Raw genomic sequence first — 13,318 nt, 5'->3', positions numbered from 1 at the left:
AATTTCAAATTTCGAATTCCAGATTCCCAATTAGCATCCCGAATCCAGCACCCCGAATCTGCAATTGGTATTGCCAAATCCAATACCTCAAATCCAACATCCTGAATCCAGCATCCCAGATTCCCACACAAATACTGAAAGTCGCTATTTCATCTCACACTTTTAGATTGGGTGCACCAGATATTTATTCGCCCAGTAGCTCCGGCAGACGCTGCGAAATCACAGAGGTCACTCCTTGCTCGCGCATCGCCACTCCGTAAATTACATCCGCTATTTCCATAGTGCGCTTTTGATGCGTAATTATTAGTAACTGCGAATTGCGCTGCAAATTGCGGAAAAGCTCTAATAGCCGGGAAAGATTGGTGTCATCTAAAGCGGCCTCTACTTCGTCTAGCACGTAGAAAGGCGAGGGGCGAGCTTTAAAAATAGCCATTAAGAAAGCGATAGCCGTGAGTGAACGTTCTCCTCCTGAGAGAAGCGAAAGACGCTTTACTCTTTTCCCGGGCGGGCGCGCAAAAATATCAACTCCGGCGGTAAGCGGTGAAGCAGAATCCGTAAGTTCTATCTTTCCCTCTCCCCCGGGGAAAAGATAAGAGAATACTTCTTGGAACTCTTTGGCCACATCTGCCAAGGCCCGCTGCATTATGCCTTCTACTCGGGCATCAATCTCTTCAATAATTTGCAGCAAATCTGCCCGCGAGCGCCGCAGATCCTGCAATTGCGTAGTCAGATATTTTTGCCTCTCCTCTAAGGCGGCATGCTCTTCGAGAGCGAGGGGATTAATTTTCCCTAATCGCGCGAGGGCTTTTTCTGCCCGGGCTAAATTCTGCTCTTGAGTGGCACGCACATAGGGTATTTCTTCCCCTTCGGCAGTGACGATAGGTAGATGTGGGCCGTATTCTTCGATAAGAGTATCCGGTTCCACCCCCAATAATTCCACCGACTTCGCCGCTAACTGCTCATATTGTATCCGCATTTCCGTGCGTGCTAATTCTCGTTGATGCTGCAGATCTTCTAACTGGTGCGCTTTTTCTGCTAACTCATCTACTTCTTGCCGCGCGGCACGCAGAGCTGTATCACGTTCTAAGCGCGCAGCATCAGCAGCAGTTCTCTCCTCTTGCGCCGCCTGCAGTAAATCTTCTGCTATTGCGAGAGCCTGCCCCGCTTGCTCCGAAAGTTCCTGAATTTCACCATGCAATTCTGCGCGTCGCGCCGCTGCCCGCGCCGCCTGCGCCAGTTTTTCTTCGGCAATTCGCGCAGATTTTTCTAAATACTCCACTTTTCCAGCAAGTGGCCGCAATCTTTCTTCCCGCGTACGTAGCAATAACCGCGCTTCTGTTTCTTTTCCACGCGCTTCCATGCTGGCGATATGAGCAGCCCGCTGCTCTTCTTGTAAATCGAGAAGTTTTTTCTCCAAATCCTGCGGTTGTACCCCTAAATCAGCGTGTGCTTGCTCCGCAGCCGCTAATTCACTTTCTCCTTTTTCCTGCTCTTGGCGGATATGTTCAGCTCGGGCCTGATTTCGTTCTACTTCACTCTCTCCGGCCGTCAAGCTCTGGCGCAATACGCCCAGCTGGGCAGTAACGGCTGCAAGCCGTGCATCGCGCGCATTCAATTCCCGGCCGGCGTTCTCATAATCGCTCTGCACTCTTTCTGCTTCTGCTTGCGCAGATTCCAGTGCTTGAGCCGCTTTTTCTACCGCCGTTTTCGCTTTTTCCGCTTCTTCCACTGCCGCTGCGAAAGCACTCTGGCGGCTGAGTAGTAGATTCTTATCTACTTCTCCGCCCGCCACCCGATGCGGGGAAAGTAAATCACCTTCCGCGGTAGCTACCTGCGGAGCTCCGCAAGCGAGTAGCTCTTTTGCCGTCACTAAATCTACACAAAGTAAAGTACCGGCCAGCATTTCCCGCAGTGCCTGCGTGGGGCGGTCTTCTCCTAGAAGTACTTCACCCGCGATTTGCGCTCTATCGGCAGAAAATCCACTCGTTTGCAGGGCTTGTGCTGCCGCTTGCGCTAGCGCAGCAGAATTTTTCTGTGCATCCGTTATAAGTAGTTCGAGATGCCCTGCTTTTGCGGCGCGAGCAGCTCTTAAAGCATCGACTGCCGCCGCCGTATCGGAAATTAATGCACCGCCCGCTATTCCTTGCAAAGCAGCTTCTAAAGCCGCTTCCCAACCATGCTGAATTTTAATATGGTCTCGCACTAGCCCAGATACCCCGAGCCGGTAATCTTTCACCACCCACGCGGTGGCATCTTCGGGCGCTAAAGAGAGCTGCAGCGTATCAGCCTTGGCTTGCCATTCGGCGGCGCGCTGCTGCGCAAGCGCTAAATTTTTCCGGGCGCTCTCTACTTTTTCTCCACATTTTTGCTGTTGCCCGGCGAGCTCGGCATAGGTTTGGGAAATATCATCTCCCCCGTCACTCTGCGCCACTGCATCTTGCTCTAATTCCGCTATCTGTGCAGCTGCTTCCGCCACTCGTTCCTGCGCAGCCGCCGTGGCTTTCTGCACTCGCTCATATTCTTCTGCCCAAGCTTCTAGGCGGGAACGCGCCGCCGCTATTTTTCCGCCCAGCCGCGCAGCTGTTTCGCGTCTATCCGCTACCGAACGGTTCATCTGCCCGAGGCGCTGATCTAAGTTTTTCTCTGCCGCTTCTTTAGTTTCCCGCTCCGCAATAACTGCCTGTAATTCTTGCTGGGCAGCTACTATTTCTTGCTCTAGTTCTGCAGTTTGGGCAGCTACCTGCGCAGCGCGTTGGCGCAGCTGCTCCGGATCTTCACCCGCAGGCGCCGAAGCCGGCGTTTCTAAAGAGCGCATCCGCTCTTGTGCCAGTTGAATAAGCCCACGATAGCGTTCCACCAAAGACGCAAGTTGCTGCCAACGGGCAATAAGCGCCGCTAAATGTGGATTGGCGTTTTCGGCGTCTTGCTGCAACTGTGCAAGATACGCTTTTTTCTCAGTCAGCACTGCACCGAGCTGTGCTTTTTCTTCTTCCAACCGCGATGAATCACTATTTTGGGAGCTGAGGCGCGCTTGCGCTTGGGCAATATCGTCAGCGAGAATTCGCGCCCGGCCGGCAAATACTTCACTCTGAATCACTTGCGCACGCCGCGCCGCCGCCGCTTGCCGCGCCAGCGGACCCAGCTGCCGGCGAAGTTCGGCACTTATATCTTCAATGCGCAACAAATCTGCCTGCATTGCCTCCAGCTTGCGCAGAGCTTTTTCTTTTCTTTTTCGATGCTTCAGCACTCCAGCTGCTTCTTCGATGAAGCCGCGCCGCTCTTCCGGCGTAGCGGCCAACACTTCATCTAATTTTCCTTGCCCGATAATCACGTGCATTTCTTTGCCCATACCGGTATCGGAAAGTAATTCTTGAATATCGAGCAAACGGCAGGGAGTACCGTTTATGGCATATTCAGAACCACCCGAGCGAAAAAGGGTACGTGTGATGGTAACTTCGGAATAATCTATCGGCAATGCCCCGTCGGTATTGTCGATAGTAAGGGATACTTCTGCCCTACCTAGAGCGGGGCGAGCTGCGGTACCGGCAAAAATTACATCTGCCATATTGCCGCCGCGCAAATTTTTTACGCCTTGCTCACCCATCACCCAGGCTAAGGCATCCACTACATTAGATTTCCCCGAACCATTCGGGCCTACCACGCAGTTAATTCCGGGCTCAAACTTTAAAACAGTCGAAGCTGCAAAAGATTTAAAACCGCGCAGTACCAGAGTTTTTAGATGCACGTTTTAGGCGAACCACACCGAAATTTCGTGGGCAGCCGAGGTCGGAGAATCCGAGGAGTGAATCAAATTATAGATAGCTCCTCCTTCCCAAGAACGCCCAAAATCTCCGCGAATAGTTCCCGGAGCAGCCGCCGTCGGATCAGTTGCGCCAGAGAGCGCCCGCACTCCTTCAATTACGCGCGTGCCTTCTACTACTGCTGCAACTATTGGCCCGGCCGTCATATACTCCACTAATTCCGAATAAAAAGGCTTTTCTACGTGCTCATGATAGTGCTTAGCTAAAAGCTCAGGAGTAGCTTCCAGCATCCGCAGCTGGGTAATCACATAGCCTTTATTTTCGATTCGCTTGAGAATTTCTCCGGTCAATCCGCGCTTTACGCCGTCCGGTTTTACTAGTATTAAAGTCTTTTCACTCATGTCTAAAAGTGTAGCATTTTCCCGTAGATTCTCCCTAATAACAACAGGCAGTATAGTTTTTCAGATACTGTCCGGGCGGCGAGCTCCTAAGAGTTCACGCGCCTGTGCCACCAGCATAATCGAGCCGAGAATTACGATACTGGGCGGAAGGAATTTAGCTTCCCGAGCGGCATCTACTTCACTAGCTGCCGCTAATTCAGCGGCTGCGCTAATAGCATTGCCTAAATCTGCTTCCGCCCGCACTCTATCTTCGCCAAATACTTCTTCAGCCTGTGCCGCTAAATCCGCTAATTCAGCGCCGCGCGGCCCGGGCATCTGCGTCACTACTATCTTGGAGAAACTCGGCTCCATCAGGCTGAGCATGCCCGCAATATCTTTATCTGCCATAGCAGAAAATACGGCAATGCGTTCGCCAGGGAAATTTTCTTCTAAAGCCGCTAGCGTCACTTCCATACCCGCTGGATTGTGGGCAGCATCTACGATAACTGCGGGAGAGCCTTTAAGTACTTCCAAACGCCCCGGAGAAGTGGTGGCCATCAACGCTTGCTCTACCCCTTGCGCATCCAGTGCTCCCCCGCCGAAAAATTCTTCGACGGCTTTCAAAGCGACTGCCGCATTTAAGGCTTGATGAGCACCGAACATCGCCACCGGCACATCTTCGTAGCGAGCAGCCGGAGTCTGCACCGAGATTAGCTGCCCTCCTACTCCACGCTCCCGATTCAGCACCCGGAAATCTTCCCCGAAGTAGAACAATCGCGCGTGCAGAGCAGCGACTCTTTCTTCTACCAACTGCAGCACTTCTGGCACTTGGGGAGCGCAGATAAGACTCTTTCGCTCCTTCAAAATTCCTAATTTTTCCCGCGCAATATCCGCTACCGTGGCTCCTAACCATTTTTGATGATCTAGACCAACCGGCATTAATACCGCAATATCCGCAGTGATTACATTCGTGGCATCCCAGATTCCGCCCATCCCTACTTCTACTACCGCCACATCTATCGCCGCGGTATCAAAAGCGGCGTAGGCCATCACGGTAAATACTTCAAAGAAAGAAAGCGGCGAGCCGCCGGATTGCACCGACTTGGCATCTACCATCTCGATTATGGGTTTTACTTCTTCCCAGGTTTCAATGAAATCTGCAGCCGAAATAGCTACCCCATTTATACAGATGCGCTCCCGCACCGAGGTGAGGTGCGGAGAAGTAAAACGCCCCGTACGCAGCCCTTTTTCTCTGAGCAGCGCCTCTATCATTCGTGCGGTAGAGGTCTTCCCATTCGTACCCGTAATATGAATAGCACGATAGGAATCTTGGGGATTGCCTAGATATTCTAGGCACGCTGCGACCCGCTCTGTAGAGGGCTGAATCTTGTGCTCTGGAGCCCGCCGCGAAATTTCTTGATAAATCTCTTCGACTTGGCTTTCAAGCGCATATTCATTAGGTGGCTCTGGGGCTAAATCGGGGCTTTCCCGCACTTCTTCTAAGATATGCGGGTCTGGCCCCACAATCAGACCCGAAGAAAGCAGAGCAGCCAGGGCTGCTGCTTCTAACTGCTCTGCCTCATCGGCAGGAGAATTTTCTTCTCCACTCATCCGATTTTTTCCACCTGTACTTCAATATCAGCGCTGCCTCCCTGCACTTTCGCTTCGAGAGAGAGCGTCTCTTCTTTAATCATGGCCAAATTAGCCTCTACGGCACCTACTTTATCATCCGGTACTCGCAATTCGAGGCGAATTCTATCGGAAATATGCAGGTCTTCAGCTTTTCGCTTATCCTGCACTACGCGTACTACATCGCGTGCATATCCTTCTGCTTCCAGCTCCGGAGTGAGTAGCGTATCGAGCACGACGAATGCTCCCGAATTCAACACGGCCGCCACCGAACCGGTAGCTGCACTCACTACCGTGGTGAGTTCATACTGATGGGGCAGTAATTTGATTTCTGGATCGGTGTGCATAAGCACTCCCTCTTCCAGCTTTTCCCAATTGCCGTTGCGGGCAGCTTGGAAAAGCGCCGAAGTGTAACGGCGAATATCTGGATCGAGTTCGCGCGGCAGCACGGCCAGTTTCTCCGATATATCTAAACCAGATTCATCAGCACTCAATACCTTTACTTCCTTCACATTTACTTCCGCTGCAATCAGCTCGGTAAACGGAGTGAGATCTTGGGCAGTAACTACCGTCAAAGAAGTGAGTGGCTGGCGCACGCGCAGCTTATTCGCTTTGCGCAGCGCATGCGTATGGGAAACTACATCCCGTACTTCGTCCATCACCTGCACGAGTTTTTCGTCATAGAGCGCTGCCGGCATTTGCGGCCAATCCTCTAAATGCACCGATCTACCACCGGTGAGACCACGCCAAATTTCTTCTGCAATCATCGGCAGTAAAGGCGCTACCACTCGCATAAGAATCTCGAGCGCTGTATAAAGCGTATCGAAAGCGGTTTTATCTTCATTCCAGAAGCGATCGCGGGTGGTGCGCACATACCAATTAGTGAGCAGATCGATATAGGCGCGCACCTTTTCCGCCGCCGCCGGAATATCCAGATCCACAAAAGAATCCCGTACTTCATCCGCTAAAGCTGCAGTATGGGAAAGCAAGTAGCGATCCATCACTTCGAGCTGCGCCAATTGCTCACTATCAGCTAAATCCAGCTTTTTCGCTAAATAGCCGGCGCCATTATTGCAAGCTCCCGCATAGAGGGTAAAGAAGTAATAGGTATTCCACAGCGGTAATATCACATGCCGTACTGCTTCTCTAATGCCTTCTTCCGCGACGATCAAATCCCCGCCGCGCAGCACTGGAGAGCTCATAAGCATCCAGCGCACCGCATCGGAACCGTACTTTTTGTACATATCCATCGGATCTGGATAATTACGCAGCGATTTAGAGGCTTTTCTTCCGTCATTCCCCAGCACAATGCCGTGGCAAATACAGGAGGTAAAAGCAGGTTTATCGAATAGAGCCGTGCTCAGCACGTGCATCACATAGAACCAGCCGCGCGTCTGCCCCACGTATTCCACGATGAAATCGCCTGGGAAGTGGTGCTCAAACCAATCTTGGTTTTCGAAAGGATAGTGCTTCTGCGAATAGGGCATAGATCCAGAATCGAACCAGACGTCCAGAATATCGGTTATCCGGCGCATAGTAGATTTACCGCTCGGATCATCGGGATTGGGGCGAGTTAGCTCGTCGATATAAGGCCGATGCAGATTCGGCTCTCCATCTGGCCCTACCGGCAAACGGCCGAAATCTCGCTCTAATTCAGCAAAAGAACCATACACATCGATACGGGGATAATCCGGGTTATCGGATTTCCATACCGGAATCGGGGTGCCCCAGTAGCGGTTGCGCGAAATAGACCAATCGCGCGCGCCTTCCAGCCATTTGCCGAAAATACCGTCTTTGATGTGCTCGGGCTGCCAAGTGATCTGCTGATTCAGCTCCACCATGCGGTCGCGGAATTTGGTCACTTCCACAAACCAAGAGGTAACTGGCTTGTAGATAAGCGGTTTCCGGCAGCGCCAGCAATGCGGATAAGAGTGCACATAGGATTGCTCTCGCACTAAAATGGCTCGCTCTTCGGCGCTTCTCCGGCTCAACGGCCCGCTGCTATTGCGCAGATCGCGCATGATTTCTTTATTGGCATCGAATACCTGCATACCGGCATAGTCGGAGATACGATTATAGAATTTCGCGCCTTCGTCTACTGTTTCGATTACTTTTACTCCTACTTTATTCATGAGGAGCATATCGTCTTCACCGTAGGGAGCGCAGTGTACTAGCCCAGTACCATCTTCGGTGGATACGAAATCGGCGGCGTAAATATGCCAGGCTTTCGGCCCGGGAGCTTCTTCTTCGCGATTATAGTAATCGTAGATAGGATAGTAGCTTCGCCCTGCGAGATTGCTACCTTTTTGCCGCGCTACTACTCGCGGATTCTCTCCCAGCTCTTTTGCATAGTCAGCTAAGCGCGCCTCCGCAATAATTATCTTTTCACCCTGCAGTGGCCCTTCGCTCGGCTCCACCGTCAGGTACTCAATATCGGGCCCGACGGCGATTAAAAGATTCGAAGGTAGAGTCCACGGCGTGGTGGTCCAAATAAGTGCCAGTTCGCCACTCTCTAAGCGCAAACCGAGCGTGACTGTTTGGTCTTGCCGATCCTGGTAGACATCGTCATCCATCTTCAATTCATGATTGGAAAGAGGAGTTTCGTCATTCCAACAATATGGCAGTACGCGGTAGCCTTCGTAGATGAGGCCTTTATCGTAAAGGGTCTTAAAAGACCAGATTACCGATTCCATATAGGTCGGATCGAGCGTCTTATAGCCGCCATCAAAATTTACCCACCGCGCTTGGCGAGTCACATAGTCTTTCCACTCTCCGGCGTAGGTCATGACGGAAGAGCGGCAAGCATCATTAAAGCTTTCAATTCCGAACTTTTCTTCAATTTCGGATTTATCTTCAATGCCGAGAATACGTTCGGCTTCTAACTCGGCTGGCAAACCGTGGGTATCCCAACCGAAATCACGCTCAACTTTATGCCCTAATTGAGTCTGAAAACGCGCCACTAAGTCTTTTACATAGCCAGTGAGTAAATGCCCGTAGTGCGGTAGACCATTAGCAAAAGGAGGCCCATCGTAAAACACAAATTCATTCGAACCATCTTTGCCGGCCGGGCGGTTATCAATTGAGGCTTGAAAAGTATTATCTTCGGCCCAGAATTTGAGAATATTCTCTTCTAATTGGGGAAGATCGGGGGAAGCAGCTACTTTACCGCTCTTATGTAGCGGATAGTGGTTCTTATCGGTCATTCTTTTCTCCTCGTGGATTACTTTGGCCCACGAGGACGATGCGCTTTCACACCGCGGTACCACCCCGCTTGTCTACCTCTCGGCAGACCGCTCATTGAAAGATGATTTCGGATCCTACCCGCCCGGGTCTACTGAGCATAAACTGCTTATCTGCGCTTTATGCTGTTCTTCCGGAAGCTCCCCGGTGATTGCCGGTTCATCGCCCTGTATGCGAGTCTAATCTAGCCAATCTGCTCCCGCCAATTAGGTAACTGTGGTATTTTACCCATTTCTTTTTTGATTTTCCCTAATTGGCAGCAGCAAAAATTTTTTCAGTTCTTCCGCGCTACCAGCAGATTAGAGGCTTGGGCGACGGGGCGCACCACGAGCGTATCGATATTGACGTGTGCCGGCAGCGTGACTGCCCAGCGAACAGTTTCCGCAATATCTTCGGCAGTTAGCGGCTTCTCAACTCCGGCATACACCTGCGCAGCTTTTTCTTTATCGCCATGGAAACGCCGCAACGAAAATTCTTCAGTCTTCACCATTCCGGGAGCAATATCGATAATGCGCACCGGCTCCCCTACTAGCTCGAGACGTAAAGTAGCTGGGATTTGCCGTTCGGCGTGTTTCGCCGCCACGTAGCCGGCTCCTCCCGGATAAGTAGCATGCCCAGCGGTGGAAGAAATAAACACTATATCTCCCCCGTGGGCGCGCATTTCCGGTAAAAAGGCTTGCGTCATCCGCAGCGGTGCAATCACATTCAGCTCGTACATAGCCCGCCACTCTTCCGGATCTCCTACGGCTACGGGATCTTGCCCTAAAGCACCACCGGCGCAGTTAATTAACACATCGAGTTTGCCTTGCGCGTGTACAAAATCTACTATTTGCTGCCGCCCAGATTCTTGCGTAATATCGGCAGCTATCTGCTGCGCTCCCGTTTCTGCAGCTAACGCAGCTAATTTTTCCGCACGCCGCGCGGTGGCTATCACTTGCAAACCTTCTTTACACAGCGCCCGCACGGTAGCCGCTCCGATTCCAGAAGAAGCGCCTGTAACTAATACGCGTCTAGTCATTTTATTTTCCTCACCTTCGTTAATTTTTTAACTCGCTAATTTTCCTACGCAATTTTCTTATTCGCCGGGCGAATATTGGCTACTCACCGATTCTTTACCACGATTCATTAGTTAAACGCCGACTTTTCTAAGTAATTTCGTCTCTATTAATAATTTTACTGAAAAGTGACACAAGCAAGAAATTGGCGAAAAATCAACAAAAAATAACCTCTAAAGTTTCCCGAACGCAGAGTTTTATAAAACTTTAAGTAGTAGTTTCTTAAAATGGTTACGAAATGCTAGATAAAGCATTATATTTATAGTGTCAGCAATTGTTTTACAAAGGAGTGAAAACGTGATTATTGGCGTTCCAAAAGAAATTAAGAATAACGAATACCGGGTAGCTCTTACTCCCGCAGGTGCACATGCTCTAATTGAAAAGGGGCACACCGTGTATTTGGAGAAGGCAGCCGGCGAAGGATCAGCTATTCCGGATGCGGAATACACCGCAGTAGGAGTAAAGATTCTCGATACTGCTAAAGAAGTATGGGATGCGGCTGATTTAATTATGAAGGTAAAAGAGCCCATTGAGCCCGAGTACGACTTGATGAAGGACAATCAGATTCTCTTTACCTATCTGCATTTGGCTGCCGATCGGCCTTTGACCGAGAAGCTGCTGGAGAAGAATATTACTTCTATTGCTTATGAGACCGTCCAGACCGACGACCGGAAGCTCCCCTTGCTCTCCCCCATGTCTGAAGTAGCCGGCCGGCTTTCCGTACAGGTAGCCGCTAACCTACTCATGAAGACTAACGGCGGGCGTGGCCTGCTTATGGGTGGCACCACTGGCACGGCTAAGGCCAAGGTAGTAGTACTAGGTGGCGGAACCGCCGGATATGAAGCGGCAAAAGTAGCGGCCGGTATGGGCGCACTAGTGACGATTTTCGATGTGAATATCGACCGGATGTCCTATATCGAAGATGTGAACCGCGACGAAATCGACACCGCTTACTCGGTACCGCTCGCAGTGGCTGAAGCCTTGAAGAGCGCGGATGTGGTAATCGGTTCGGTACTCATTCCGGGTGCCCGCACCCCGCATCTAGTGACCAATGCAATGGTTAAGGATATGAAGCCGGGTTCGGTACTGGTCGATATTGCTATCGATCAGGGCGGCTGCTTCGAAGATTCGCATCCGACTACGCACGACGACCCGACCTTCAAGGTCTACGATTCGGTCTTCTACTGCGTAGCGAATATGCCGGGCGTAATGCCGAATACTTCGACCTATGCCCTGACAAATTCGACACTGCGCTACATGACGACTATCGCTGATCTGGGATGGGAAGAAGCTTGCCGCCGCCGCAAGGATTTGCGTCGGGGCCTCACCACCCACGCTGGAAAGATTTACAACAAGGGCGTAGCTGATGCCCTCGATATCGAGTACAACGATCCAGATGCGCTATTTGCCTAGAATTTAGTTTCTGAATCCACGCGGTGGGAGGCTGTTTACCAGCCTCCCACCGTTTTTCTATAGGTTTATGCCGCGCTTTTCGAAAATTATTTTTAAGAAATTATTTCTTTCGCCGCCTGTGCCGCAGCTGCTCGAGCCTGCTCCGGCGAAATTCCCTGCCGCACCGCTTGCGCTATTTCCTGGCATTCAGCGAGAGTATGCTGCGCCAAAGCTAAGCGCACCGCCGGTATTTTTGCCGCCGCCATCGAGAGCACGCGCACTCCCATCCCCACCAAGACTAAAGCCAATAATGGATCTCCCGCCGCTTCTCCGCAGACACCGATTTCCGTCTGAGTAATTTCTCCGGCCTGGCAGGTGCGCTCTACCAGCTCTAGTACTGGCGGCTGCCAAGGATTATTTAGCTCATTTACCTGCGGATTCAGACGGTCCGCTGCCATCACGTACTGCGTCAAATCATTGGTACCAATAGATACGAAATCTAAATTTTCCAGCAAGGCACGGCTATTTAGCGCCGCCGCCGGAGTCTCCACCATAATACCTACGCGGTGCAAACCCGCGGCATGCGCTTGCTCTATAAACCATTCCACTTCCGCGACTGTGCTCACTAACGGAGCCATTACTTGCGTAAACTCATTTGCGGCGGCTCCTATCGCCTGGAGCTGCTGCATGAAAAGTTCAGGCTCAGCTTGGCTCAGCCGAATTCCTCTTTGCCCGAGAGCTGGATTATCTTCTGCTGGGCGCTCTAAAAACGGCAAAGGCTTATCTGCCCCCACATCTAAGGTACGTACAGTCACTGGGCGAGCAGAAAAGGCGTGAAAAATTTCTTGGAATTGCTCTACCTGCTCGCGGTAAGAAGGAGCCTGCGGGCGCGAAAGAAACATAAATTCCGTACGCAGCAGCCCAATTCCTTCGGTATCAGCCGCCGCAAACCGCTGCGCATCAGCTGCGGAAGCGATATTTAGCTGTAAGTGCACCGGGCAGCCGTCTTTAGTATGCCCCGGCCCGCGCAGCGAAGTTAGAATTTTCTCCTGCGCCGTGGCAGCAGCTAAAGTTTTCTGCACCGCCACCGGTTGCGGATTAATATATATTTTCCCTTCCCGCCCTCGCACCAGTAGATTATCGCCAGCTTTTATTTTTGCTCTCTCTGCCACTGCCACCACGGTAGGAATCCCCATACTTTCTGCCAAAATTGCCGTATGGGAAGTGGCGCCACTTTTCTCCAGTACAATACCTAAAACTTTTTCAGTATCTAGTTCCGCTACCTGCGTGGGTGCCAAATCTACGGCCACCAAAATTCCCGGAGTAGTAATTTCCGGTAATCCAGGTAGCGGGAGCCCGCGCAATTTTGCGATTACACAATCGCGCACTGATTTTAAATCGGTGATCCGCTCTGCCATGTAGCCACCTAAAGAGCTGAGCATCTGCATATACTCTGCAGTCGCTTGCCCTACTGCGGTAGTGGCTCCTACTCCGGATTGAATTTTTTGCAAGACGTTGTTAATCAGCCCTTTATCGCGAGCTAAGCCGGCTGTCATATGTAAAATTTCTGCCCGGGTGCCCGTCGTATCTGCTGCTCGTTGCTGAAAATCTGCCGATATTTCGCGAAAAGCTATCTGTACTCTCTCTAAATCTGCCGGTGTGCCGGCAGGTTCCGCTAAATCTGGCCCGCTAGGTGGAAAAAGCAAATAGGCAGGTCCGTAGCCGATTCCCGGAGCTGCCCCGATTCCCCGTATAATCTCGCTCATTTTTCCTCCTCAACTACTGCACTCTACCACGGGATTATGGCGCGCTACCACGAAGTTACGGCGCTCTACCAAGGGTTAAAAGCATCGGCGGGGGC

General features: G+C 51.4%; 7 protein-coding genes. 1 reads left to right on the top strand and 6 read right to left on the bottom strand.

What is annotated here, in order from left to right:
• Positions 1–184 precede the first annotated feature (184 nt).
• The 5 genes from smc to BQ7117_RS03045 form a co-directional block, all read right to left on the bottom strand.
• The gene (smc, locus tag BQ7117_RS03065) at positions 185–3,745 is read right to left on the bottom strand and encodes a chromosome segregation protein SMC (RefSeq protein WP_073996140.1); all 3,561 of its coding nucleotides are present in this window, start codon (positions 3,743–3,745) and stop codon (positions 185–187) included.
• Positions 3,746–3,748: 3 nt separating this feature from the next.
• Positions 3,749–4,162, bottom strand: coding sequence for a nucleoside-diphosphate kinase (gene ndk / locus BQ7117_RS03060; protein WP_073996139.1), 414 nt, complete (start codon positions 4,160–4,162; stop codon positions 3,749–3,751).
• Positions 4,163–4,222: 60 nt separating this feature from the next.
• Positions 4,223–5,752: a bifunctional folylpolyglutamate synthase/dihydrofolate synthase gene (locus BQ7117_RS03055; RefSeq protein WP_073996138.1), complete on the bottom strand. Its 1,530-nt coding sequence runs from the start codon at positions 5,750–5,752 to the stop codon at positions 4,223–4,225.
• Complete coding sequence (gene ileS, locus BQ7117_RS03050) at positions 5,749–8,973, bottom strand: isoleucine--tRNA ligase (protein ID WP_073996137.1); 3,225 nt, start codon at positions 8,971–8,973, stop codon at positions 5,749–5,751. The genes BQ7117_RS03055 and ileS overlap by 4 nt, the downstream gene beginning before the upstream one ends.
• Positions 8,974–9,284: 311 nt before the next feature.
• Positions 9,285–10,028, bottom strand: coding sequence for an SDR family NAD(P)-dependent oxidoreductase (locus BQ7117_RS03045; RefSeq protein ID WP_073996136.1), 744 nt, complete (start codon positions 10,026–10,028; stop codon positions 9,285–9,287).
• A gap of 334 nt (positions 10,029–10,362) precedes the next feature.
• Between BQ7117_RS03045 and ald the strand changes: the two genes are divergently transcribed.
• Positions 10,363–11,478 carry an alanine dehydrogenase gene (gene ald / locus BQ7117_RS03040; RefSeq protein WP_073996135.1) on the top strand — a complete coding sequence of 372 codons (1,116 nt, stop codon included), beginning with the start codon at positions 10,363–10,365 and terminating at the stop codon, positions 11,476–11,478.
• A gap of 92 nt (positions 11,479–11,570) precedes the next feature.
• Here ald and ptsP read toward each other — a convergent pair whose 3' ends face one another.
• Complete coding sequence (ptsP, locus tag BQ7117_RS03035; protein ID WP_073996134.1) at positions 11,571–13,223, bottom strand: phosphoenolpyruvate--protein phosphotransferase; 1,653 nt, start codon at positions 13,221–13,223, stop codon at positions 11,571–11,573.
• Positions 13,224–13,318 lie beyond the last annotated feature (95 nt).

It is taken from the genome of Arcanobacterium urinimassiliense (assembly GCF_900119495.1).
GTDB lineage: Bacteria > Actinomycetota > Actinomycetes > Actinomycetales > Actinomycetaceae > Arcanobacterium_A > Arcanobacterium_A urinimassiliense.
This window is presented reverse-complemented; position numbering and strand designations above follow the sequence as displayed.